General features: G+C 62.6%; 13 protein-coding genes. 4 read left to right on the forward strand and 9 right to left on the reverse strand.

Annotated elements, in window-relative coordinates:
• Positions 1 to 14: 14 nt before the first annotated feature.
• The 3 genes from atuC to AAEZ05_RS07780 are packed head-to-tail and all read right to left on the reverse strand — an operon-like array spanning position 15 to position 4,307.
• Positions 15 to 1,631, reverse strand: coding sequence for a geranyl-CoA carboxylase subunit beta (gene atuC / locus AAEZ05_RS07770; RefSeq protein WP_045058115.1), 1,617 nt, complete (start codon positions 1,629 to 1,631; stop codon positions 15 to 17).
• 3 nt (positions 1,632 to 1,634) lie between these two features.
• Positions 1,635 to 2,504: an SDR family oxidoreductase gene (locus AAEZ05_RS07775; RefSeq protein ID WP_205892158.1), complete on the reverse strand. Its 870-nt coding sequence runs from the start codon at positions 2,502 to 2,504 to the stop codon at positions 1,635 to 1,637.
• Between the two features lie 12 nt (positions 2,505 to 2,516).
• Positions 2,517 to 4,307 (reverse strand): acyclic terpene utilization AtuA family protein, encoded by a 1,791-nt coding sequence (locus AAEZ05_RS07780; RefSeq protein WP_177328530.1) that lies wholly within the window; start codon positions 4,305 to 4,307, stop codon positions 2,517 to 2,519.
• 227 nt (positions 4,308 to 4,534) lie between these two features.
• Here AAEZ05_RS07780 and AAEZ05_RS07785 point away from each other — a divergent pair, with 227 nt between their 5' ends.
• The 3 genes from AAEZ05_RS07785 (at position 4,535) to AAEZ05_RS07795 (ending at position 7,157) form a co-directional block, all read left to right on the forward strand.
• Positions 4,535 to 5,161 carry a TetR/AcrR family transcriptional regulator gene (locus AAEZ05_RS07785; protein WP_045058118.1) on the forward strand — a complete coding sequence of 209 codons (627 nt, stop codon included), beginning with the start codon at positions 4,535 to 4,537 and terminating at the stop codon, positions 5,159 to 5,161.
• Between the two features lie 88 nt (positions 5,162 to 5,249).
• Positions 5,250 to 6,044: a substrate-binding periplasmic protein gene (locus AAEZ05_RS07790; RefSeq protein ID WP_177328526.1), complete on the forward strand. Its 795-nt coding sequence runs from the start codon at positions 5,250 to 5,252 to the stop codon at positions 6,042 to 6,044.
• 99 nt (positions 6,045 to 6,143) lie between these two features.
• Complete coding sequence (locus tag AAEZ05_RS07795; protein ID WP_045058119.1) at positions 6,144 to 7,157, forward strand: GNAT family N-acetyltransferase; 1,014 nt, start codon at positions 6,144 to 6,146, stop codon at positions 7,155 to 7,157.
• 152 nt (positions 7,158 to 7,309) lie between these two features.
• Here AAEZ05_RS07795 and AAEZ05_RS07800 read toward each other — a convergent pair whose 3' ends face one another.
• Positions 7,310 to 7,858: an RNA polymerase factor sigma-70 gene (locus tag AAEZ05_RS07800; protein WP_045058120.1), complete on the reverse strand. Its 549-nt coding sequence runs from the start codon at positions 7,856 to 7,858 to the stop codon at positions 7,310 to 7,312.
• 271 nt (positions 7,859 to 8,129) lie between these two features.
• Here AAEZ05_RS07800 and AAEZ05_RS07805 point away from each other — a divergent pair, with 271 nt between their 5' ends.
• A complete protein-coding gene (locus tag AAEZ05_RS07805; protein ID WP_350646887.1) occupies positions 8,130 to 21,113 on the forward strand; it encodes a non-ribosomal peptide synthetase in 12,984 nt (4,327 codons plus the stop codon).
• Positions 21,114 to 21,277: 164 nt separating this feature from the next.
• Here AAEZ05_RS07805 and rimJ read toward each other — a convergent pair whose 3' ends face one another.
• From rimJ to dsbD, 5 genes are all read right to left on the reverse strand, one after another.
• The gene (gene rimJ / locus AAEZ05_RS07810; protein ID WP_045058122.1) at positions 21,278 to 21,844 is read right to left on the reverse strand and encodes a ribosomal protein S5-alanine N-acetyltransferase; all 567 of its coding nucleotides are present in this window, start codon (positions 21,842 to 21,844) and stop codon (positions 21,278 to 21,280) included.
• 77 nt (positions 21,845 to 21,921) lie between these two features.
• A complete protein-coding gene (locus AAEZ05_RS07815) occupies positions 21,922 to 22,047 on the reverse strand; it encodes a hypothetical protein (protein ID WP_269082872.1) in 126 nt (41 codons plus the stop codon).
• Positions 22,048 to 22,194: 147 nt separating this feature from the next.
• Positions 22,195 to 22,965 (reverse strand): thiol:disulfide interchange protein DsbG, encoded by a 771-nt coding sequence (gene dsbG / locus AAEZ05_RS07820; RefSeq protein WP_045058123.1) that lies wholly within the window; start codon positions 22,963 to 22,965, stop codon positions 22,195 to 22,197.
• The gene (locus AAEZ05_RS07825; RefSeq protein ID WP_045058124.1) at positions 22,941 to 23,798 is read right to left on the reverse strand and encodes a TlpA disulfide reductase family protein; all 858 of its coding nucleotides are present in this window, start codon (positions 23,796 to 23,798) and stop codon (positions 22,941 to 22,943) included. The genes dsbG and AAEZ05_RS07825 overlap by 25 nt, the downstream gene beginning before the upstream one ends.
• Entirely contained in the window at positions 23,798 to 25,534 is a 1,737-nt protein-coding gene (dsbD, locus tag AAEZ05_RS07830; RefSeq protein WP_350646888.1) for a protein-disulfide reductase DsbD, read from the reverse strand. The genes AAEZ05_RS07825 and dsbD overlap by 1 nt, the downstream gene beginning before the upstream one ends.
• Positions 25,535 to 25,536 lie beyond the last annotated feature (2 nt).

Genomic DNA, 25,536 nt, shown 5'->3' on the forward strand with positions numbered 1-25,536 from the left:
CTCCTGATCGCCCTTTAGAAGCGGGCTACACCAAAACTGTTGGCGTGCAATGGCCGCACTTCGGCCTCGTGGCAGATGTCCAGCAGGTAGCCGAGCAAGGTCCGGGTGTCGCGCGGATCGATCAGGCCGTCGTCCCACAAGTTGGCGCTGCCATACAGGGCAGTGGACTGGCCGTCGAGTTTCTGCGCAGTGACCTGCTCCAGCATGTCGAGCATTTTCGGATCGGGCACCAGGCCATCCTTGAGTTGTTTGGCCTCGGTGACAATGCGCAGTACCTTGCCCGCCTGGGCGCCACCCATGACCGCCGTGCGGCTGTTGGGCCAGGCGAAGATGAAGCGCGGATCGAGGCCGCGACCGCACATGGCATAGTTGCCGGCGCCGTAGGAACCGCCGACGACGATGGTCAATTTGGGCACGCGGGCGTTGGCGACTGCCTGGATCATCTTCGCACCATGTTTGATCACGCCTTGCTGTTCCGACTCGGTGCCGACCATGAACCCGGTGGTGTTGTGAAAGAACAGCAGGGGCGTCTGGCTCTGGTCACACAGCTGAATGAATTGCGCCGCCTTGCTCGCCCCCCTGGGCGTGATCGGGCCGTTGTTGCCGATGAAGCCGCAGGCGCGACCCTGGATCTGCAAATGCCCGCAGATTGTCTGCTGATCGTACTCGCCCTTGAACTCGAGGAAATTCGACCCGTCGGCGATCCGCGCAATGATCTCCCGCGCGTCGTAGGGTTTTTTCGCGTCGTCGGGGATCAGCCCGAGCAACTCGTCGATGGGGTATAGAGGTTCTTCGAACGATGGCCGAGGGGGCATGGCCAGGCGTGCGTTCCATGGCAGCAGGCGCAGAATCTCGCGCACCTGGCGCACGCCGTCGGCATCGTTTTCCGCCAGGTACTCCGCCGTACCTGCCACTTGTGCGTGCATCTCGGCACCGCCAAGCTCCTCATCGGTGGCGATCTCGCCCGTGGCCGCCTTGAGCAGTGGCGGCCCGGCCAGAAACAGCTTGGCCTTGCCGCGCACCACCACCACGTAATCGGAGAGGCCGGGCTGATAAGCACCGCCCGCCGTGGCCGAGCCGTGCACCACGGTAATCTGCGGCAAGCCCATGGCCGACATCCGGGCCTGATTGGCAAAGCTGCGTGCGCCTTCGACAAAAATCTCCGCCGCATAATTGAGGTTGGCACCACCGCTTTCGGCCAGGGTAATGACCGGCAGCTTGTTCTCCATGGCGATCTGCTGCAGGCGCAGGGATTTTTTCAGACCACTTGGGGAAATGGTCCCGCCTTTGATCGCGCTGTTGTTCGCCACCACCAGCACGCGCACACCCGACACGTAACCGATGCCGGCGATCAGGCCGCCACCCGCCGAATGGCCATCCTTGTCATCGTGCAGCTTGTAACCGGCCAGACTCGCCAATTCAAGAAAAGGCGCGCCGGGATCCAGTAGCAGGTTGAGACGTTCCCGGGGCAGCAATTGCCCGCGCTGGTCGAACCTGGATTTTGCCTCGGCAGCCTTGTTCAGAAGATTCTGTTCGAGCTGACGCACCTGCTCGATACCCGTCAGCATTGCGGCATGGTTCTGCGCGAAATGTTGGCTGAAGGGGTCGACCTGGGACTGTATGACCGGCATGGCTTAGTCCTTGTCCTGAAGTACTTCGGGCAGGTACGCTCGGTGGAAGCCGTTGTACGACTCGCTGTTGTGCGCCTTGTGCATGGGCCACGCCCGCCCGCCAAGACTCGCCGCGCCATCGATGCGCAGGGTGCTGCCGCTAATGAATGTCGCCGCCGGGCTGAGCAGGAAAACGATCGCCGCGCTGACTTCCGATTCGGTGCCGATGCGCTTGAGCGGTACATGCTCGCGCAGGGTCGGAATCACTGCCTTGAACGCACCCTCGTAAGTGTCCATGCCACTTGAAGCGATCCAGCCGGGCGCCACCGCGTTGACCCGCACGCCGGCGTACCCCCATTCGAATGCCGCCGTTTTTGTCAGGTTGTCCATGCCCGAGCGCGAGGCGCCGGAATGGCCCATGCCCGGCATGCCGCCCCACATGTCGGCGAGCATGTTGACGATCGAGCCGCCGTGCTTGCTCATGGATTGATTGAACACTTCCCTGGCCATCAGGAAACCGCCCACCAGGTTGGTGCGCATCACGGTCTCGAAACCCTTCTGGTTGATTGAGGCCAGCGCCGAGGGGAACTGCCCACCGGCATTGTTGACCAGGCCGTGGATGGGGCCATGCTCGCGGATCAATTCGCTGACAATATGCCGCACCGTTTCTTCCTCACGGATATCGCACACGACCCAGTCGGCCTGGCCGCCATCTGCGGTTATCTCGCCGGCGACGTTCTCCAGCTTGGCCGCGTTGCGCCCCACCAGCAGTACATGGGCACCCAATGCCGCCAGTTCATGGGCGGTGCAACGGCCGATGCCGCTGCCGCCACCGGTCACGATGATGTTTTGCCCGGTAAACAAGCCGGCTTTGAAAATCGAATCGTAGGCCACGGTGACAGTCCTCTAGTTGACCTGGTCGGCGATGCTTTGCGGCACCGGTATCTGGATTTCCAGCAGCTGCTGGGCGAACGCCTTGCCTTGCGGGTCGATGCGCAGACTGGCCACGCCACCGCCGCCGAGGGCGTTCTCCAGCAGGAAGTTCAGGCTGTGGGTGGCCGGCAGGTACCAGCGCTCGACTCGCCCGTATACCGGGTCGAGAACATGGCTCATCCAGTCGACCAGCACCTCCGGGGTCAAGGCTTCGGCGATCCACGGCAGGTACTCTGCTTCGCGGGCCATGACCCCGATATTGCTGTGGTTGCCCTTGTCCCCGGAGCGCGCAACCGCCAGCTTGACCAGCTCGACGCTGGCGTCGGCCAGGCCGACCGGTTTGGGCGGGTCGAGCGGCACCGGCAAGTCCTGGGTGTCGAGCGTCGCGATGGCGGGCAGGGCACAGGGATGGCGCTGACCGTCGAAGTGAATACCCAGGGTGCACGCGGATTTATCGATCAGGAATGAGAACAGGCGGATCAGCGGGTACACCGTCGGTCGCCCACCGACGATCCCGGTCAACCCTGGCGCCATGCCGGTCGCGGCCTGGGCTATTTCCCGGGAGAACAGGATCAACGCCTGTTTGTCCGGATGCCTCACCGCCAGCTTGATCACCACCTCGCGGGTGTCCTGGCGCTGACCGTGAGAACCGTAGGTGGCTTCGCTGCCGAGCAGTTCGACATTGACCTCGCTGTAGGGCAACCAGCCGCGCTGGCTGAAGATGTCCGAGGTTTTGTTGATAATCGCGGCGCTGACGCGTCGGGCCTTGTCGACCGCATCGATCCCGGCGATCAGACAACTGGCAGTGCAGCGAAAACCGTCGAGGAAGGTGGCGCTGACCTTGTACTGGTCAGTGGGTGGCAGGCCCTTGGCGCCGTGCACCTGAACCCGGTTTTTACCCTGTTGCACGAGCCTGACCCGGGTGAAATCACACACCACATCAGGCAGCAGGTAGGCTTGCGGGTCGCCGATTTCATAGAGCATCTGTTCGCCCACGGTCAGCGGCGTCACCAGGCCGCCGGAGCCTTCGGGTTTGCTGACGATAAACTGGCTGTCGCGGCTGACTTCGACGATGGGGAAACCGATGTGTTCGTAGTCTGGCACCTCACGCCAGTCGGTGAAGTTGCCCCCGGTGCATTGGGCTCCGCATTCGATGATGTGGCCGGCGAGGGCGGCCTGGGCGAGTTTGTCGTAGTCCTGCCACGACCAGCCGAACTCATGCACCAGGGCGGCGCTGACCACGGCACTGTCGACCACCCGCCCGGTGATGATGATATCCGCCCCCAGGCGCAAGGCTTCGACGATGCCAGGTGCACCGAGGTAAGCGTTCGTCGAGACGCACATCGCCGGCAACGGCGCGCCACTGAACATCTCCTGGATGCCGAGGGTCCTGAGCTGCTTGAGCTGCGGTTGCAGGTCGTCGCCCAGCAACACGGCAATTTTCAACCCCACCCCGGCCTTGTCGCAAGCCGCTTGCAGGGTCGCAGCGCAGGCTTGTGGATTGATCCCGCCTGCGTTGCTGATCACCCGAATGCCTTGCTCGGCGAGTTGCCTGAGCAGCGGAGTGAGAACTTCGACGAAATCGCTGGCATAACCGGCCTGGGGATCTTTCATCCGCGCTCCGGCCATGATCGACAGGGTGATTTCTGCCAGGTAGTCGAACACCAGATAGTCCAGGCTTCCCCCTTCCACCAGCTGCGCCGCGGCCGTCGAAGTGTCGCCCCAGAACGCGCTGGCGCACCCGATGCGAATGGTTTCCGGCACAGTTGGCTTCATGCTCACCTCCGTCGACAGTATTGGGAGACTACCGCTGCGAGACTGCTGATTCGCGATTCGAGACTACCAAGCAAGCGCTTGGTTTGTAAATGCCTTGAAATATCTTCTTCCCGAGCGCTTGCTTGGTTGCCGGCGCCAGCTTAAATTGCCCGCGCAAGCCCGCGGTTTCAGCGGCGAGCGGCGCATCTGGATTGATCGACTGTAGGAGAGAATGGGTGGACGAGCAAAAAGCCCTGGGCGTCATGCGCGAACTGGTCGACAGCGGCCAGTTGACCGACCCGGACAGCGCCCGCGGCAAACTGCTGCAAGTGGCCGCCCACCTGTTTCGCAATAAAGGCTACGAGCGCACCACCGTGCGCGACCTGGCCGGCGCCGTGGGCATACAGTCGGGCAGTATTTTTCATCACTTCAAAAGCAAGGACGACATCCTGCGCGCAGTGATGGAGGAAACCATCCGCTACAACACGGCGCTCATGCGTGCCGCCCTCGGTGACGCCGCAAGCGTGCGTGAGCGGGTGCTGGCGCTGATTCGTTGCGAACTGCAATCGATCATGGGGGGCAGCGGCGAGGCCATGGCCGTGCTGGTCTACGAATGGCGGTCGTTATCCGAGGAGGGCCAGGCGCAGGTGCTGGCCCTGCGCGATATCTACGAAGAGCTATGGTTGCAGGTGCTGGGAGAGGCCAAGGACGCCGGTTTGATTGGCGGCGATGTGTTTATCACGCGTCGTTTCCTGACGGGGGCGCTGTCCTGGACCACCACCTGGTTTCGTGCCGGCGGCAGCATGAGCCTGGATCAACTGGCGGACGAAGCCCTTATCATGGTATTGAAAGAGCCACGATAGTGGTGATTTGCCAGTAGCCTCTGGCTAATCGGGCGAAACCGCCTGGCTTGAATGCATAGCGCGTAATTTTCGGGAGTAGGTTGTTTTGATGTCCTCGCCAACACGGACGGCCTTCCGGTTTTTACTGGCGGCGCTTCCCGCATTATGGTTACTGCCTTCCCAGGCGGCACAGCTGGTTCGAGTCGGAGCGGCGCATTTCCCTCCCTATACTGTGCGTCCGGAAATGGGGGCCGACACTGGCTTGCTGCCACAGCTGGTCGAAGCATTGAATGTTGCCCAGCATGACTACCAGTTTGTCCTGGTGCCAACTTCGATTCCCCGCCGCTTTGGTGATTTCAAGCAAGGCCGGGTGGACATGGCGATCTTCGAGAATCCTGATTGGGGCTGGAAGGATATTCCACATGTTACGGTCGACATGGGCCTGGAAGATGCCGAGATTTTCGTCGCGCAACAACTGCCGGACCGCCAGCAAGACTATTTTGCCGAACTTGCCGGCAAACGTTTGGCACTTTTCAGCGGGTATCACTACGAGTTCGCCAACTTCGATGCCGACCCCAAAATACTTGCGCAACGCTACAACGCCTCTCTGACCTATTCCCATGACAGCAATTTGCTCATGGTGCTGCGCGGCCGTGCGGACATCGCGTTGGTCACGCGGTCGTACCTGAGCGATTACCTTCTGCGCAACGCAAAAGTCGCCGCTCAGTTGCTGGTGTCCCAGCGGGTGGACCAGGTCTATCACCATTACGCAATGCTTCGTCCTGCGGCACCCATCAGCGGTGAAGCCTTTGGCAAATTGCTGCAAGGGTTGCGGGAGAGCGGCCAGATGATGAAAATTTTTGCGCCGTACCAAATCGCCGTGGTCCCTGTTCCTGGGGACTGATGGGGATCGCACGTCGGGTATTTTCTGTCTTCGGTTAAATTTCCCTGATCGGCTCACGTCACCTCGTTTAACAGTGGACGACTAACGTGAGCCTGACCCATGCCTGATCTGAACGCTCTGACTGCCCTGGCTCTGCCCGATGGCCGGTGCCTTATGGCGGATGAAACCACCGACCGCTTGAGCCTCGGCTGCGACGGGCAGCCGTTGCTCAGCTTGCGAGTGAACCGCGTGCCTGCGCTGCACGTGGCCATCGAGCAACGTTGCGAACACCCGGACAGCGAAGTCTTGTACCTGGCCTGTTATTGGTTGTTCGCCCGCGATTCAGCCTGTCAGCACTTGACCTGGCACCTTGATGAACTGCCCACCGAGGCACTGCTCAGCGGCTTGCTGGTCACCGGTGAAGTCAGTGGCCAATACCGTTGCGAGCGCGCGCTGTTCTGGCAGTTGCCCCGCCCCTGGTTGAGCCAGGCCAGTGTAAACAGCTACCCACAGCATCCAGTGATCAGCGGCGGCAAACGCCACCCCTTGCGGCCGCTCAAACCTCGGGGCGAGGTGTACCGACGGTTCGATGCGCGGTTGGGGGCATGGATATCCCTGCGCACGGTCGATATCGAACATGACCTGGCGCGCTTCAATCGCTGGCAGAACAGCGCGCGGGTTGCGAGTTTCTGGCAGGAGGAGGGCAGCCTCGATCAGCATCGGGAGTATCTGGCCAAGTTGCTGGCCGACCCGCACACGCTGACGCTGATCGGCTGTTTCGATGACCAGCCGTTTGCCTACTTCGAGGCCTACTGGGCCAAGGAGGACCGCCTCGCGCCGTTCTACCAGGCGGGCGATTACGACCGTGGAATCCATATGCTGGTAGGTGAAGAGCAGCACCGCGGCCCGCACAAAGTGGCGAGTTGGTTATCGGCGCTGACGCACTACCTGTTTCTCGATGACCCGCGCACCCAGCGAGTAGTCGCCGAGCCGCGCGCGGACAACGCGAAGATGATCGGGTACATGCAGGGGCAGCGGTTTCACTGCGAGAAGGAGTTCGACTTTCCGCACAAGCGGGCGGCGTTGATGGTGTTGGGGAGGGAGCGGTTTTTCGAACGGTGTGTGCTGGCTTGAGTTTCAGGGATCAAGGTCCTCATTGATCTTGAGTCAGCCTTAGCGAGCAAGCGGGCTCTCACAGGGGATATGCGCTTGGCATGGGTCCAGGGTGGAAGATCCCGTGTGGGAGTGAGCCTGCTCGTGATTGAGCGCACCGCAATTGCCAGATCTCAACGCCGTGCAAACGTATCCGCGCGACTTCCCGACACCTTGCGGCAATGCACCAGTGCATCGCGGATCATGAAGTTCACCAGGGTGGGCGACACGCCCAGTTCCTTGGCGATGTCTTTCTGCGGTACGCCATGCAGGCGGTACATCTCGAACGCATAACGGGTGCGGCTGGGCAGTTGCGTCAGGGCGTCAGCGATGTTTTCCAGGGTCGAGAAATTGATGTGCGAGGTTTCCGGCGACGCGCCCTGGATCACCACATTCAGGCCTTCCTCTTCCGGGCCGGAATACTTCTGTTCCAATGCATGCTTGCGATAGTGATCGATCGCCAGGTTGCGCACGATCTGGAACAGGTAGCTGAGTTGTGCCTTGAAGGAGGAGGTGATCTGCGGCGCCGACTGCAGGCGGAAGAACGCATCCTGTACCACGTCTTCAGCGCGTGACCGGCACCCGGTAATGCGTGCTGCAATCTTGACCAGTATCAGTCGATTGTCGACGAATGCCTGAAGTAGCGGTGAATCGCACCTGCTTGTGGATACTTGTTCCGTCATGGAAAACACCCTGCTGCAAATAGGTTAGTGGAGCGGCCTGAGACCCGGGCTGCCCTACACATCGAGCGACAAATTATGTTGAATGATAATGATTGTCAATTGAGAAAGAGAATTAATGCTTCCTGGCGGTGCGTTTTGTGAACTGCGACACGCTGACGCACGCCAGCCCCGTTGGCGATCGCTGCCGACGACTAATTCTTGCCTTACCCCATCCGTTCTCCTTGGTGAATGGCACCGCACGCATACAGCCCAAATTTTCGCAGGAACCCCCATGACCGACGCGTTCGAACTTCCAAGCAATCTGGTCCAAGCCCTCCAGCGCCGCGCGGCCCTGACGCCGGATCGGGTGGCCTTGAGGTTTCTTGCCGAATCCCGGGATGAAGCGCTGGTGCTCAGCTATCGCGAGCTTGATGAGCGGGCGCGGACCATCGCTGGGGCATTGCAGCAGGAAACGCAATGGGGTGATCGCGCGGTGCTGCTGTTTCCCAGCGGCCCGGATTATGTGGCGGCTTTTTTTGGCTGCCTGTATGCGGGCGTGATCGCGGTGCCGGCCTATCCGCCGGAATCAAGCCGGCGTCATCATCAGGAACGCCTGCTGTCGATCATCAGCGATGCCGAGCCACGCCTGCTGCTGACCAGCGCCGGCCTGCGCGACGCCCTGGGGCAAATCGAAGGAGCGCCGCCGCTGCTGTGCGTCGACACACTCGACCGCATGCTCGCCGGGCAATGGATTGAGCCCTCGGTGCAGGACGAGCATATCGCTTTCCTGCAGTACACCTCCGGCTCCACGGCGATGCCTAAAGGTGTGCAGGTCAGCCACGGCAATCTGGTGGCAAACGAGGCGCTGATCCGCCAAGGCTTTGGCATCGATCTGAACCCAGATGACGTGATCGTCAGCTGGCTGCCGCTGTACCACGACATGGGACTGATCGGTGGCCTGCTGCAGCCGATCTTCAGTGGCGTGCCCTGTGTATTGATGTCGCCGGCTTACTTCCTTGCGCGCCCGTTGCGTTGGCTCGAAGCGATCAGCGAGTACGGCGGTACCATCAGCGGCGGGCCGGATTTTGCTTACCGGCTGTGCAGCGAGCGGGTCAGCGAGTCGGCCCTGGCGCAGCTCGACCTCAGTGGCTGGCGGGTGGCGTATTCCGGCTCCGAACCGATTCGCCTCGACACCCTGGAACGCTTCGCCGGGAACTTCGCCACGTGCGGTTTTATACCGGATGCCTTCATGGCGTCCTACGGACTGGCGGAGGCCACATTGTTCGTTGCCGGCAGTCCGCGAGGCCAAGGCATTGGCAGCCTGCGAGTCGACGACCTGGCATTGGCCGCCAATCGTGCCGAGGCGGGTGCAGGCAACGCGATCATGAGTTGCGGCATCAGCCAGCCGGGCCATGGGCTGCGAGTGGTCGATCCGTTGGCACGGACCGAACTGGGCGACAATTGCGTGGGGGAAGTCTGGGCCACGGGGCCGAGCATCGCCCACGGCTATTGGCGCAATCCCCAGGCCAGTGCCGAGACGTTCGTCCAGCACCACGGCCGCACCTGGCTGCGAACCGGCGACCTGGGATTCCTGCGTGGCGGTGAACTGTTCATCACCGGTCGCCTGAAAGACCTGCTGATCGTGCGCGGCCACAACCTGTACCCGCAAGATATCGAGCAAACCATCGAGCGCGAAGTCGAGGTGGTGCGCAAGGGGCGCGTCGCAGCATTTGCCGTATCAGTGGACGGTGTCGAAGGCATCGGCATCGCCGCCGAAATCAGCCGCAGCGTGCAGAAAATCCTTGCGCCCGAGGCGCTGATCAAGGCCATCCGTCAAGCAGTAGCCGAAGCGTATCAGGAGGCCCCGGGTGTTGTGGTGTTGCTCAATCCGGGTGCGCTGCCGAAGACCTCCAGCGGCAAACTGCAACGCTCGGCCTGTCGCATTTGCCTGGCCGAGGGCAGCCTGGACAGCTATGCACAGTTCCCGTCAGCGACCCCGGCCAACGAGGCGACGGGCGAAGCAGAGTCTGAACTGCAAGGCCTGATCGGGAAAATCTGGGCCGAACAATTGCAGGTCGAGCAGCTCGGCGCCGACGATCACTTCTTCCTGCTGGGCGGCAACTCCATCGCCGTCACCCAAGTGATCGCCCAACTGCGCGAGGCGCTCGGCCTGGAGTTGAACCTGCGCCTGCTGTTCGAGGCGCCAACCCTGGGCGCTTTCACCGCAGCAGTCCTGCAGCAACAGCAGGAGGGTGGCCTGGCCCAAGGCACAATAGCTGCCCTGCCACGCCGCGAAGCGCTGCCACAGTCCCTGGCGCAGAACCGGTTGTGGATCACCTGGCAGCTTGACCCGCATAGCAGCGCTTACAACATTCCCGGTGCCCTGCGCCTGCGTGGCGAGCTGGATGAGAACGCATTGCGCATCAGTTTCCAGCAATTGATCGAGCGTCATGAGGCCTTGCGTACGCGCTTTTTCGAGCATGACGGGGTGGCGTTGCAGCAGGTGGATGCCGCCGCCGAATTCAATCTGCAAGTGATCGATATCAGTCACCTGCCGGTGACCGAGCGTGAAGCCTGTGCCTGGCAGATTCGTGAGGACGAAGCGCGGACCCAGTTCGATCTGGAGAAGGGCCCGTTGTGGTGGGTGACCCTGGTACGCCTCGATGAGCAAGACCATCAACTGCTGGTGACGATGCACCACATCATCGCTGACGGCTGGTCGCTGAACGTACTGATCGACGAGTTTTCGCGGATTTACGCCGCCGCGTCCCAGGGGCAGACCGCCGCGCTGGGTGCCCTGGAGACCCATTACGCCGACTACGCCAGCTGGCAGCGCCAATGGCTGGGGCAAGGGGAGGGTGAGCGGCAGCTGGCCTACTGGAAAGCGCACTTGGGCGATGAACATCCGACGTTGAACCTGGCGACCGACCATCCGCGCTCGGCGCAGCACCTGCGCCGCGCGGCACGCCATGGCGTGAAGCTCGATAGGGCCCTGAGCAATGCCATTCGCCAGACCGCCCTGGCGCATCAATCGACTTCGTACATGCTGCTGCTCGCGGCCTTCCAGAGCTTGTTGCATCGCTACAGCGGCCAGCGCGAGATCCGTATCGGGGTGCCCAACGCCAACCGTCCGCGCCTGGAAACCCAGGGCCTGATCGGCTTCTTCATCAACACCCAGGTCATGCGTGCCGAGGTGGATTCGCGGCAGCCTTTCGTCGAGCTGCTGGCGCAGACCCGCGACGCCGCGCTGGGTGCGCAAGCCCATCAGGACCTGCCGTTCGAGCAGCTGCTGCAAGCCTGTCCCCAGGCGCGCGAACAAGGGCTGTTCCAGGTCATGTTCAACCACCAGCAGCGCGACCTGAGTGCACTGCGGCGGCTGCCGGGTCTGTTGGCCGAAGAGCTGCCGTGGCACAGCCGCGAAGCCAAGTTCGACCTGCAATTGCACAGTGAAGAGGACCAGAAGGGGCGCCTGAGCCTGTCCTTCGACTACGCCAGCGAGCTGTTTGACGCCAGCACCCTCGAGCGCCTGGCCGAGCATTATTGCAACCTGCTTCGCGCGGTTTGCGAGCAGCCTGCTACCGCCATCGGCGACCTGCCCCTGCTGACCTCAAGCGAGCAGGCACAACTGGCGCAGTGGAGCGGTGCCCCCCGCGCGCCGGCCACTCAATGGCTGCCTGACCAGCTCAACGACCAGGCGCGCCTGACCCCCGAACGTACGGCGCTGATCTGGGAAAGCGGCAGCCTCGATTTTGCCCAGCTGCACACCCAGGCCAACCGCCTGGCCCATTATCTGCGCGATAAAGGCGTCGGTCCTGACGTGCGCGTAGCGATTGCCGCCGAGCGTTCGCCGCAGTTGCTGATCGGCCTGTTGGCGATCATCAAGGCCGGTGGTGCCTACGTGCCGCTGGACCCCGATTACCCTGCCGAGCGCCTGGCCTACATGCTCGCCGACAGCGCGGTCGGGTTGCTGCTGACCCAGACCGGAATGCTCGACCGCTTGCCGGCCACCGAAGGCGTCAGCGTCATCGCGATGGACACCCTGCACCTGGAAAGCTGGCCGAGCCACGCACCGGGCCTGCACCTGCAAGGCGACAACCTGGCGTATGTGATCTACACCTCGGGCTCCACCGGCCAGCCCAAGGGCGTGGGCAATACTCATGCGGCCCTGGCCGAACGGCTGCAGTGGATGCAGGACACTTACCGCCTCGACCAGACTGACGTGCTGATGCAAAAGGCCCCGATCAGTTTCGACGTATCGGTGTGGGAATGCTTCTGGCCGCTGGTGACCGGTGCGCGCTTGCTGATTGCCGGGCCTGGCGAGCACCGCGATCCCCACCGTATCGCGAGGCTGGTGCAACAGTTCGGCGTCACCACCTTGCACTTTGTGCCGCCGTTGCTTTCGTTGTTCATTGACGAGCCGCTGAGCGCCGAGTGCACCAGCCTGCGTCAAGTGTTCAGCGGCGGTGAAGCCCTGGCCCCCGAGCTGCGCGACCGCGTCCTGGCGCAGGTGCCCGCCGTGCAGTTACACAATCGGTATGGTCCGACCGAAACCGCGATCAACGTCACCCACTGGCATTGCACCCGCGCCGACGGCGAGCGCTCGCCAATCGGCCGCCCGCTGGGGAACGTGCTGTGTCGGATACTGGACAGCGAATTGAATGCGCTCCCGGCCGGCGTGCCGGGCGAGCTGTGCATCAGCGGTCTCGGCCTGGCGCGGGGTTACCTGGGACGTGCGGCGCTGACCGCCGAACGATTTGTCGTCGACCCTCTGGGCGAGCCAGGGGCGCGCCTGTACCGAACCGGAGACCGCGCGCGGTGGACCGCAGACGGGGTGATTGAATACCTCGGGCGGCTCGATCAGCAGGTCAAATTACGTGGGTTCCGCGTAGAACCGCAGGAGATCGAGGCGCGCCTGCTGGCTCAGGACGGCGTCGCCCAGGCTGCGGTGCTGGTGCGCGACACGGTCGCTGGTGCACAGCTGATCGGTTACTACACCGCTACGCCTGACGCTGAGCCACATGACGGGCATAACACCCGGCTGCTCGCTGCCCTGGTGGCCGAGCTGCCCGAGTACATGGTGCCGGCGCAACTGATGCGCCTGGAGGCGATGCCCCTGAGTCCCAGCGGCAAGCTCGACCGCCGGGCCTTGCCGGAGCCGCTGTGGCAGGTGTGCGAGCATGTCGAGCCGGTGACGGCGCTGCAACAGCAGCTCGCCGGCATCTGGCGCCAGGTATTGGGCCATGGGCAGATCGGCCTGCGCGATGACTTCTTCGCCCTTGGCGGCCACTCTTTGCTGGCCACGCAAATCATCTCCAGGACCCGCCAGGCGTGTGACGTCGAACTGCCGCTGCGGGCCCTGTTCGAGAACAGTGAACTCGGTGCGTTCGCCGAACAGGTACGTTTGCTCCAAATCAGCGGCAACATCAATCGGCAGCCGCCCATCGAGCAGGTTGACCGCAGCCAGCCGGTGCCGCTGTCATATTCCCAGCAGCGCATGTGGTTTCTCTGGCAGATGGAGCCCGACAGCCCTGCCTACAACGTCGGTGGCATGGCGCGACTGCGCGGCGAGCTGGATGTCGAGCGCTTCGACGCTGCGCTGCAAGCGCTGATCCTGCGCCACGAAACCCTGCGCACCACCTTCCCGAGTGTCGACGGTGTGGCTCGACAGCAGGTTCACCCGCACAGCAGCGTGCTCCTGGAATTGCAGGATTTCAGCGCGCTGGCAGACGCTGACCGCGAGCGCCAGGTCCAGCTTCTGGCTGACGCCGAGGCCCATAAACCCTTCGATCTGGAAACAGGTCCACTGCTGCGCGCCTGCCTGGTCAGGACCGCCTTGCAGGAGTACTACCTGGTGCTGACCTTGCACCACATCGTCACCGAAGGCTGGGCCATGGACATCTTTGCCCGGGAGCTCAGCGCACTGTACGAAGCGCTGGTTGATGGCCGCGAATCTCCCCTGGTGCCGCTGCCGGTGCAATACCTCGACTACAGCGGTTGGCAGCGCCAGTGGCTGGAGTCCGGCGAGCGCCAGCGTCAACTCGATTACTGGACCGCGCAGCTGGGCCGGGAACATCCGTTGCTGGAGCTGCCCGCCGACCGAGCGCGGCCACCGGTGCAAAGCCACCGGGGCGAGCTGTACCGTTTTGACCTGCCCGACGAGTTGGCCGCGCGGGTGCGAACCTTCAATGCGCAACATGGCCTGACCCTGTTCATGACCATGACCGCTGCACTGGCCGTATTGCTCTATCGCTACAGCGGCCAGACCGACCTGCGCATCGGCGCGCCGGTGGCCAACCGCATCCGTCCGGAAAGCGAGGGGCTGATCGGGGCGTTCCTTAATACCCAGGTACTGCGATGCCAGCTCAATGGGCAGATGTCCGTCGGCGAGTTGTTCGATCAGGTGCGCCACACCGTCATCGAAGGCCAGTCCCATCAGGATCTGCCGTTCGATCATCTGGTGGAAGCCTTGCAGCCGCCGCGCAGCGCCGCCTATAACCCGCTGTTCCAGGTGATGTGCAATGTGCAGCGCTGGGAATTCCAGCAAAAACGCACCCTGGCGGGGATGACCGTCGAGTACCTGGCCAACGATGCTCGTGCAACCAAGTTCGACCTCAACCTGGAAGTCACCGACCTTGACCATCGCCTGGGTTGCTGCCTGACCTACAGCACCGATCTGTTCGATGAGCCGCGTATTGCGCGCATGGCCGGGCATTGGCGCAACCTGCTGGAGGCGTTGCTGGCCGATCCGCAACAGCGCCTGAGCGAGTTGCCGCTGTTGGCCGCCGACGAGCAGAAAAACCTGCTCGGCAGCCTCGGCGTGGAGCCGGGCGAGCATCGTCTGGACCAGTGCGTGCATCACCTGTTCAGTGAACAGGCGCTGCTGCGCAACGATGCACCGGCGTTGACCTTCGCCGGGCAAACCCTGAGCTATGCCGAACTCGACGCCCGGGCCAATCGCCTGGCCTGGATGCTGCGTGAGCGTGGAGTCGGGCCGCAGGTGCGGGTTGGCCTGGCGCTGGAGCGCTCGCTGGAGATGGTGGTCGGTCTGCTGGCGATACTCAAAGCCGGCGGCGCGTACGTGCCGCTGGACCCGGAATACCCGCTGGACCGATTGCACTACATGATCAAGGACAGTGGCATCGGCTTGCTCCTCAGCAATTCGGCCATGTTCACGGCCCTGGGCGAGTTGCCGACTGGCGTTTCGCGCTGGTGCCTTGAAGATGACAGCGCCGCCCTGGCCGATTACCCGGCGGCCGAGTTGCCTCGCAGCAGTTTGCCCCAGCATCAGGCCTACCTGATCTACACCTCGGGTTCCACCGGAAAACCCAAGGGCGTGGTAGTGTCCCACGGCGAAATCGCCATGCATTGCCGCGCGGTGATCGAGCGCTTCGGCATGCGCGCCGATGATTGCGAACTGCACTTCTATTCGATCAATTTCGACGCCGCCACCGAGCGATTGCTGGTGCCTTTGTTGAGCGGCGCCCAGGTCGTCTTGCGGGCGCAAGGTCAGTGGGATGCGCAGGAGATCTGCGAGCTGATCCGTCGGCACCACATCAATATCCTTGGCTTCACGCCAAGCTATGGCAGCCAGTTGGCGCAGTGGCTGGCCACCCGCAATGAAACCCTGCCAGTGCGTATGTGCATCACCGGCGGCGAAGCCTTGACCGGCGAACATCTGCAACGAATTCGCGCGGCGTTCAAGCCGAGCCTGTTCTTCAATGCTTACGGCCCGACTGAAACCGTGGTCATGCCACTGGCCAGCCTGGCCCCGGAACAGCTGGAAGAGGGCATGGCCAGCGTACCGATCGGCAGCGTGATCGGCGCCCGGGTTGGGTACATCCTCGACGCCGACCTGGCGTTGGTGCCCCAGGGCGCGACGGGCGAGTTGTTCATCGGCGGTGCCGGCCTGGCCCGGGGTTACCACCAGCGTCCGGGCATGACCGCCGAACGCTTTGTGGCCGACCCCTTTGCCGCCGATGGCACACGCCTGTACCGCACTGGAGATCGGGTGCGCCAGCGCGGCGATGGGCTGGTGGAGTACCTCGGCCGCATCGATCATCAGGTGAAGATTCGCGGTTTCCGTATCGAGCTTGGCGAGATCGAAAATCGCCTGCTGGAGCATGAGTCGGTGCGTGAAGCGGTGGTGCTGGCGCTTGATGCGTCAAGTGGCAAGCAGCTGGTGGGCTACCTGCTGACGGCGGTCGCCGAGCAGGATGACGCGCAACAGAGCAGCCTGCGCGAATCCCTCAAGGCTCACCTCAATGCCCAGCTTCCGGACTATATGGTGCCCATGCACCTGATCCTGTTGGCACACTGGCCGCTGACGGCCAACGGCAAGCTCGATCGTCGTGCGCTTCCGGCACCGGACCCGGCGCTCAATCGTCAGCATTACGTGGCACCCGGCAGCGAGCTTGAACTGACCCTGGCCAGCCTCTGGTGCGAGGTGTTGAACGTCACGCAAGTGGGTCTCAACGACAACTTTTTCGAACTGGGTGGCGACTCGATCCTGTCTATCCAGGTGGTCAGCCGCGCCCGTCAGCAGGGCATTCATTTCAGCCCACGGGACCTGTTCCAGCACCAGAGCGTGCAGGCGCTCGCCGCCATCGCCACGCGTACGGAACAGGTGGTGGCCGAACAAGGCCTGCTCACCGGTGAATCGCCAATGACGCCGATCCAGCACTGGTTTTTCGACTGTCAAATTCCTGAGCCTCAACACTGGAACCAGGCCTTGTTGCTGGAGCCGACCATGCTGCTCGAACCCCATTGCCTGGAGCAGGCACTGCTGGCGGTGATCGAGCAACACGATGCATTACGGCTGCGCTTCACCGCAGTGGCTGGCGCCTGGCGCGCCGAACATCGGATCGATAGCGACACCCCCGTGCTGTGGCAGGTGCGGGTCAAATCCATGGAACAGTGCACCGCGCTGTTCGCCGACGCCCAGAGAAGTCTGGACCTCAAGCAGGGGCCGTTGTTGCGAGCGCTGCTGGTGGATGGTCCGCAGGGTCAGCAACGCCTGTTCATCGCCATTCACCACCTGGTGGTGGATGGCGTGTCCTGGCGAGTACTGTTGGACGATGTGCAGACGGTTTATCGTCGATTGCTCGCGGGAAAACCCGTCGAGTTACCGGCGAAAACCAGCGCCTTGCGCGACTGGGCGGCTCGCCTGCAGGCCTACGCGGGCAGTGATTCGCTGCGTGAGGAATTGGGTTGGTGGCAGGCACAATTGGCCGGGCCGGATGTTGCGCTGCCGTGCGCCCGCCCTGAGGGTGGACGCCAGCATCGCCACGCCGAGACCATCAGCGTACGCCTCGACGGCGAGCGCACCCGCCAGTTGCTGCAACAGGCGCCGAGTGCCTATCGCACGCAGGTTAACGACCTGCTGCTGAGTGCCTTGTCCCGGGTTCTGTGCCGCTGGAGCGGGCACGAGTCGGCGCTGATTCAACTTGAAGGCCACGGCCGCGAGAACCTGTTTGACGACATCGACCTGACCCGCACGGTTGGCTGGTTCACCAGCGCATTCGTACTGCGCCTGACGCCAGGACTTGAGCATGAGCACACGATCAAGGCAATCAAGGAGCAACTGCGCGCCGTACCGCACAAGGGCCTGGGGTATGGGGTACTGCGTTACCTGGCCGACGACGTCTGCCGCCACGCCATGTCGGCCTTGCCGGCGGCGCAGATCACCTTTAATTATCTGGGCCAGTTCGACCAGAGTTTTGCTGACGACGCCTTGTTCCGTCCGCTGGACGAACCGGTCGGCGCGGCACACGATCCGGAGGCGCCGCTGCCCAACGAGATGAGCGTCGACAGCCAGGTCTATGGCGGTGAGCTGGTGATGCGCTGGACCTTCAGTACAGAGCGTCACGACCCGCAGGCCATCGCCGAGCTGGCGCACGCCTACCTCGAAGAATTGCAGAGTCTGATCGAGCATTGCCTGGGCGATGGCGCGGGAGGCCTGACGCCGTCGGACTTCCCGCTGGCGAAACTCACCCAGCCCCAGCTCGATGCGCTGCCAGTACCTGCCGCGCTCATTGAAGATGTCTTTGCGCTGACGCCGATGCAGGAAGGCATGCTGCTGCACACCTTGTTGGAACCGGGCACCGGCCTGTACTACATGCAAGACCGTTACCGCATCAACAGTGAACTGGACCCGCAGCGTTTTGCCGATGCCTGGCATGCGGTGATCGCCCGGCACGAGGCCCTGCGGGCATCGTTCTGCTGGAACGTTGGCGAGGACATGCTGCAGGTTATCCACAAGCCGGGCAGCACGCCGATCGAGTACCTCGATTGGTCGGCTGTTGCCCAGGCCGAGCAGGAACCCAGGTTGCAGGCGCTGCTCAAAAGCGAACGTGAAACCGGCTTCGACCTGCTCAACCAGGCCCCGTTTCACCTGCGCCTGATCCGTGTCGGCGCGGCGCGCTACTGGTTCATGATGAGCAACCACCACATTCTTATCGATGCCTGGTGCCGTTCGCTATTGATGAACGATTTCTTTGAGATCTACACCGCCTTGGGCGAGGGGCGCGAAGCGCAATTATCGCTACCGCCGCGTTATCGTGATTACATCGCCTGGCTGCAACGGCAGAACCTTGCCGAAGCCCGGCAGTGGTGGAAAGACAATCTGCAGGGTTTTGAACGGACAACGCCGATTCCAAGCGATCGGCCCTTGCTGCGCGAGCATGCCGGCGACAGCGGCGGCATGGTCGTCGGCGACTGCTACACCCGCTTGGAGGCCCGGGACGGCGCGCAACTTCGTGAACTGGCCCAGGCCCATCAGTTGACCGTCAATACCTTCGCCCAGGCGGCCTGGGCCTTGGTCCTGCGGCGCCTCAGTGGTGATCGCGATGTGTTGTTTGGTGTCACGGTGGCCGGGCGTCCGGTGCAGATGCCGGCAATGCAACGCACGGTGGGGCTGTTCATCAACAGCATCGCGCTGCGGGTGAAGATGCCCGGGGACGATCAGCGATGCAGCGTTCGCCAATGGCTTGGCGAGTTGCTCGACAGCAATATGCAGCTGCGTGAATACGAGTACCTGCCGCTGGTGAACATCCAGGAACACAGTGAGCTGCCCAAGGGCCAGCCGCTGTTCGACAGCCTGTTCGTGTTCGAGAATGCGCCGGTCGAGGTCTCGGTTCTGGACCGCGCGCAGAGCCTGAATGCCACCTCGGATTCGGGTCGTACTCACACCAATTTCCCCCTGACGGCGGTGTGTTATCCGGGGGACGACCTGGGCTTGCATCTGTCGTACGATCAGCGATTCTTCGATGAGACCACGGTCGAGTGCATGCTCGCCGAGTTCAAGCGCCTGCTGCTGGCACTGGTTCAGGGTTTCCATGGTGACATGGCGGATCTACCGCTGCTGGGCGCCGAGGAAGAGGATTTCCTGCTCTACGGTTGCAACCAGAGCGCCCATGAATATCCGCTGGAGCACAGCTACGTGGCGCTGTTCGAGGCGCAGGTGGCCCGGCATCCGCAGCGAGTGGCGGCCAGCTGTCTCGATCAGCGGCACACGTATGCCGAACTGAACGTGTGCAGCAACCGGCTCGGTCATGCACTGCTGGCGGCCGGGGTGGGGCTGGATCAACCGGTGGCCCTGCTGGCCGAACGCAACTTTGCGTTGCTGGGCATGATCATCGGCAGCTTCAAGGCGGGTGCGGGGTATCTGCCGCTGGATCCGGGCCTGCCGAGCCAACGCTTGAGCCGAATCCTCGATCGCAGCCGCACGCCGTTGCTGGTGTGCACCCAGGCTTGCCGGGAGCAGGCCGTTTCGCTGCTGGATTCATTCAGCTGTGCGCATCGGCCCAAGCTGCTGGTCTGGGAAGAGGTGCAGGCGAGCGCTGCATCGGTCGCCAATCCCGGGATCTACAGTGGACCGGATAACCTCGCTTACGTGATTTACACCTCCGGTTCCACAGGTCTGCCCAAGGGCGTGATGGTCGAACAGCGCGGCATGCTCAACAATCAGTTGAGCAAGGTGCCGTACCTGAACCTGGGCGAGGCCGATGTGATCGCGCAGACCGCTTCGCAAAGCTTCGATATATCCGTCTGGCAGTTCCTCGCGGCACCGCTGTTCGGTGCACGTGTGGACATCGTGCCGAACGCCATCGCCCATGATCCGCAGGGATTGCTGGCACACGTGGTCGCCCAAGGCGTCACCGTGCTGGAAAGCGTGCCGTCGCTGATCCAGGGCATGCTCGTTCAAGCACACATGAGCCTCGATGGCCTGCGCTGGATGCTGCCGACCGGTGAAGCCATGCCACCTGAACTGGCCCACCAATGGCTGCTGCGTTACCCGCAAGTCGGCCTGGTGAACGCGTATGGCCCGGCGGAATGTTCGGATGACGTGGCGTTTTATCGAGTCGACCTGGCCTCGACCCGCAGCAGTTATCTGCCGATCGGCATGCCAACCGACAACAATCGCCTGTACCTGCTCGATGGCGCGCTGGAACTGGTGCCCTTGGGTGCCGTAGGTGAATTGTGTGTCGCCGGCACAGGGGTTGGCCGCGGGTATGTGAGCGATCCGTTGCGCACTGCCCAGGCATTTGTGCCCAACCCGTTTGGCGCGCCGGGGGATCGTCTGTACCGCACCGGCGACCTGGCCCGCCGCCGCAGCGATGGGGTGCTGGAGTACGTCGGGCGAATCGATCATCAGGTGAAAATTCGCGGCTATCGCATTGAGTTGGGTGAGATCGAGGCGCGCCTGCACGAACAACCAGAAGTGCGGGACGCTGCGGTGGGCGTGCAGGAGGGCGCCAATGGCAAGCACCTGGTGGGTTATCTGGTAGCGGCGGATTCGGTGCTCAATCCCGGCGAACGCCTGGAGCGCATAAAGCAGCGTCTGCGCACCGAGCTACCGGAGTACATGGTGCCGCTGCACTGGCTGTGGCTGGAGCACATGCCGCTCAATGCCAACGGCAAACTGGATCGCAAAGCGTTGCCAGCACTGGAGATAGGTCAGTTGCAGAGCCAGGACTACCAGGCGCCGCGCACTGAGCTTGAGCTGAAGCTGGCGGACATCTGGGCGCAGGTGTTGAAAGTCGACAGGGTGGGTGTGCGCGATAATTTCTTCGAGTTGGGCGGGCATTCGCTGCTGGCCACGCAGATTGCTTCGCGGGTGCAGACAGCGCTGCAGCGCGAGGTGCCGCTGCGGGCGATGTTCGAGTGCAGCACGGTTGAGGACCTGGCCGAATACATCGATGGGCTGGCGGCGAGCGATATCACCGAAGAGAAGGTGGATCGGTTGACCGATCTGATGGCGGAGCTTGAGGGGATGTGACTGCTTGGAATACTTGGGATTGCGGGAGCAAAGCTACCTGTTACGGCGACGGAGCCAACCTGGAAACCGGTTATCACTGGGCGAGGGACTGTCAGTGGATGGCCAAAAGTTGCCTGAGGCCAGATGCAGCGCAGACGATCGTTGCGCAATCATCCCATGAGTGCTTAGCGGAACACTGCGCTGGGCGCCGGGTTGATCAACGCCGTCAACACATGATCCTGCCAGCGTCCAGCGATACTCAGGTAGGCCTTGGCGTAGCCCTCGCGTTCAAATCCCAGACGTTCCAGCAGCCGCGCACTGCGTTCATTGCCAGGGATGTAATTAGCCATGATCCGGTGCAGTTGCTGTTCTTCGAACATGTAGCGGATGCCCGCTTCCAGTGCTTCCTGCATCAAACCCTGGCCTTGGTGGGCTTCGTCGATGTGGTAGCCGAGATAACACGCCTGGAACGCGCCGCGAGTGATGCCGCTGAAGTTGCACGCGCCGATCATCTGGCCGTCGTCCGTATCCAGCAGTGCAAAATGCACCGCCAGGCCGGCGGCGAAAGCGCTGGCTTGCACCTCAAGGCGTGGTCGGATGCGTTCGGCGCTGTAGTAGTCAGTGGGGCGAATCGGTGACCAGCGGGCCAGATGCCTCTGGTTGCGCCGGTAGAAGTCGCTTTCCAGCGCCGCCTGTTCAGGATCGAGTACCGCCAGCGTCAGGCGTTTACAGGGCAGGGACAACAGCGGCATAAAGCGCTCCGGTTGGCATGGATCGTCACGCAAGCATTACGTGACCAGCGGAAAAACTCAAATCACCAGCGGCAATGTCACGATAAAGGGCTGCCCTGGCCATCGCCGTTGAAGCCGTTGGCATGCACGTCTTGTGCAAACGGCTCGAAGATAAACGGCAGGGCCTGGGCGCAGATGCCGATGCTGTCATCGTAAGTACTCATCTCCAGCACATCGGCCGTGGCCCCGATCGATGGAGTGACATGACACCCCCGGCAGTGTGTATTTGGCCGCATTACCCAGTAGGAGATGTGACCCCGTGACGGAAGTAGTAAATGGGCGAACTCATTGAGTCCGCGGCCAACGGACTCTTACTTCGGCCCCAAAATCTTCACCAGCTTATCCGGCGACGGCGCGCCCTGCTGCTGTTGCAACTCACCCTTGTCGTCCATGTAGAAAATCGCCGGGGTGGCCGACAATTCCAGCTCTTCCATCAACTGCATGTTCGCCGCGAGCTTGGCCTGGATCGCCGGTGGAACATCCTTCAAGGCCTTGAGCGAGCTGGCCTTGCCGGCTTTTTCGTGGTCTGCCAGGGCCTTTTGCGGGTCCTTGGCGGCCAGCAGCGCTGCGGATTTGCCCGGGCTGTCCTCGCGAATGATGCCGACCATGATATGGCGCAGTTGCACTTTGCCGGCTTTCACCCAAGGCCGCGCCTGCTCCCAGAACATGTTGCAGTAAGGGCAATTCGGGTCGCTGAACAGGTACACCACGCGCGGTGCGTCCTTGTTGCCGTCGGCAATCCAGTTGCTCGCTTCCATCTTGCCCCAGACTTCCTTGGACATCGGCGCGTAAACCAGCTTTTGCAGGGGGGCTGTGCTGAGGTCATTGCCGTCGGCGTCATACAGGTTGCCCAGCAGCACGTGTTTGCCATCCGGGGTCAGGTACAGGGCCATGCCACGGTTCTGGTACTGCGCGGCGTAACCGCGCAGGCCGTCCGGTGCGTCGAACTGGCCGACGATTTTTGCGCCCTTGGCTTCTATTTTCTTGATCGCTTCAGGCAACTCTTCGGCAGCCTGCGCGAATGGCAGGTGCAGCAGGGCAGTGCCCAGGGTCAACGTCAGCAGGTGGCGGAGGCGGGGCATGGCAGTTTCCTTGAAGAAGTGGCGGAACCAGGGCTGTCGAAGTTTTCCAGGGCGCGGGCCAGGCTGGCTTCCGACAGTTCGCCCAGATGGCTGCCCAACAGGCGGCCCTCATTGCTGTAGAACAGCGTAGTCGGCAAGGCCATGGAGCCCACCGCCTGACCCAGGCGGCCACTGCCATCGAACAATACGTTGGACAGGCTCAGGCCCTGGGTTTCCAGGTAAGTACTTACGCTTTGCATGCTTTCGGCCTGATTGACGAACAGGAAAGTCAGGTCCGGACGCTGTTGCTGGGCATTTTCCAGCACCGGCATTTCCCGGCGACAGGGCGGGCACCAGGTGGCCCAGAGATTGATCACCAGCGGACCCCCTTTGTAATCCTCCAGTCGCACGGTTTCCCCGGCCGCATTGCGCAGGGTGATTTCCGGCAGGCGCGTGCCTTGTTCGTAGATGGAGAGGGAAAAAGTAGCGAGCAGCCAGAACGCCAGGCCGCTACCCACCCCAAACCCCAGGGGGCGACGCAGTCCCGGGCGGCGCCAGCCCCGGTAGAGGGCAACGAGCAACAGCGCGATCACCCCCGGCCAGGCGAGGAAGCCGCCGTCACGCAGGTCGATGACTTGCCAGAGATCGTTACGATAATGCTTCCAGTAGAGCGCCACGAAACCGATCCGCGCCGCCAGCATACCGATCAGGAACAGGCTGAACAGCACCGACTCGGGGTTTTCGCCACCGCGCCTGGCCGCTCGCCAACCCACAAAGGTCGCCAGCGCCAGGGCACCGATCAGCAGCAGGTGATTGAGCGCAATGGCAAACGTGCCGAGGGTGAGCGTCAGCATTAACGGGCCTCTCGGGTGAGGTTCCAGCGTTGCAGGAATGTGGCGGCATCAACTTCGCCGGTAATGCGCTGGCTACGTCGCTCCTCGCCGTCGGTGCCGATCCACAGCAGGCTCGGTGGCCCTGGCACCTTGTATCGACCGAGAAGTTCGCGACTGGCGGCGTTATCGGCGGTTACGTCCAGACGTAGCAAACGCACGTCACTGAGTGCCGTGAGCACCTGCGGCTGGCCGAACACGCGTTTTTCCATGATTTTGCAGGCCACGCACCAGTCGGCGTAATAGTCGAGCAACACCCATTGACCTTGAGCCTTGGCCGCATCCAGTTCCCGTTGCAGCGCAGCCGGGTCCTTGATGGTGGTGAAGGCCTCGTGGCCAACCGGGCGGGCGATGCTGGTCGAATTTGCCGTGCTGTAGACCTGTAATGGCTTGAACAGGTCATCACTGCCGCCGGCGGCACCGATCAGCAGCAGGCTTCCCCACACCCCCATCAGCAAGGAACTTGCGCCGAACAGCTGGGCAACCCGGCCGAAACCTTCCGATTGCTTCCAGGCGCTGTAGGCCGCGATCAACAGTAATGCTCCACACAGCCCGACCCACAGTGATTCATCCAGCACCGGGCGCAGCATCAGCAGGGCAGTGGCGAGGAACAGGAAGCCAAACACGCCTTTGAGCAGGTTCATCCAGGCGCCTGGCTTGGGCAGGAAGCGATTGCCAACCGTCACCAGCAACAGCAGCGGGATCCCCATGCCGATGCCCATGGCGAACAGGATCAGCCCGCCATGCAAGGCGTTGCCGCTCTGCGCGATATAGAGCAGGGCGCCGGCCAGGGGCGCGGTCATGCAAGGTCCCACCAGCAGCCCCGACACCGCACCCAGCACGCCAGCGCCGATCAGGCTGCCGCCACGCTGGTTGCGCGATACATTTTCCAGGCGGTCACGAATGGCCACGGGCAGTTGCAATTCAAAAAAACCGAACATCGGCAACGCCAGCAATACAAACACGGCGGCGAAGGTGCCCAGCAGCCAGGGGTTCTGCAGCAAGGCCTGCAGATTGGCGCCAAGCATCGCTGCCAATACGCCCATCGCGGCATAGACCAAAGCCATGCACACCACATAACTGCCGGCGAGGGCGAAGCCGCGTCGAGGGCTGGCGCCGCTGCCGACGACCAGCCCTGCAAGTATTGGCAACATCGGCAGGGTGCAAGGGGTGAATGCCAGCAGCAGGCCCAGGCCAAAGAACACCAGCAGGCTCCAGCCCAGCGCCCGTTGTTGCAGGCCGCTGGCCAGGGCCTGGTCCGGCGCTTCGGCGGCGGCAGGGGCAACGACTGTCCCCCCCAGGTCGACGACCTGGGTTTGCGGCGGATAACACAGGCCGGCATCGGCACACCCCTGGAATCCTACTTTCACCTGGCCGGTGGCACCGGCCGGTATTTTCAGCTCAAGGCCCTGGCGGTACACCTGCTGCTCACCGAAAAATTCATCGCTGTGAGATTCCCCAGGGGGCATCGCTGGCTTGTGCTCTGGCGGCAAACCGTCGAACTTCAGACGCTGCTGGTACAGATAGTAGCCATCGGCGATCTGCCAAAAAAGTTGGGTTTCACCGGACTCCAGGCGCTCGGAAGTGAAGATGAACGCCTTGGCTACAGGAAGGAAGTCCGGTTTGGTCGCGAATGGATCGTTGGCGGCCTGGGCCATGCCCGATATCAGGAGAACGAAAAGCAGTAAAATTCGACGCATGG

The organism is Pseudomonas sp. HY13-MNA-CIBAN-0226 (assembly GCF_040310305.1).
Lineage (GTDB): Bacteria > Pseudomonadota > Gammaproteobacteria > Pseudomonadales > Pseudomonadaceae > Aquipseudomonas > Aquipseudomonas gregormendelii.

What these genes read in the sequence shown, in the direction of transcription:
- dsbD (WP_350646888.1), bottom strand. Translation starts at nt 25,534, where the DNA reads ATGCGTCGAATTTTACTGCTTTTCGTTCTCCTGATATCGGGCATGGCC.
- atuC (WP_045058115.1), bottom strand. Translation starts at nt 1,631, where the DNA reads ATGCCGGTCATACAGTCCCAGGTCGACCCCTTCAGCCAACATTTCGCG.
- AAEZ05_RS07815 (WP_269082872.1), bottom strand. Translation starts at nt 22,047, where the DNA reads ATGAGTACTTACGATGACAGCATCGGCATCTGCGCCCAGGCCCTGCCG.
- AAEZ05_RS07800 (WP_045058120.1), bottom strand. Translation starts at nt 7,858, where the DNA reads ATGACGGAACAAGTATCCACAAGCAGGTGCGATTCACCGCTACTTCAG.
- AAEZ05_RS07825 (WP_045058124.1), bottom strand. Translation starts at nt 23,798, where the DNA reads ATGCTGACGCTCACCCTCGGCACGTTTGCCATTGCGCTCAATCACCTG.
- AAEZ05_RS07790 (WP_177328526.1), top strand. Translation starts at nt 5,250, where the DNA reads ATGTCCTCGCCAACACGGACGGCCTTCCGGTTTTTACTGGCGGCGCTT.
- AAEZ05_RS07805 (WP_350646887.1), top strand. Translation starts at nt 8,130, where the DNA reads ATGACCGACGCGTTCGAACTTCCAAGCAATCTGGTCCAAGCCCTCCAG.
- AAEZ05_RS07795 (WP_045058119.1), top strand. Translation starts at nt 6,144, where the DNA reads ATGCCTGATCTGAACGCTCTGACTGCCCTGGCTCTGCCCGATGGCCGG.
- rimJ (WP_045058122.1), bottom strand. Translation starts at nt 21,844, where the DNA reads ATGCCGCTGTTGTCCCTGCCCTGTAAACGCCTGACGCTGGCGGTACTC.
- dsbG (WP_045058123.1), bottom strand. Translation starts at nt 22,965, where the DNA reads ATGCCCCGCCTCCGCCACCTGCTGACGTTGACCCTGGGCACTGCCCTG.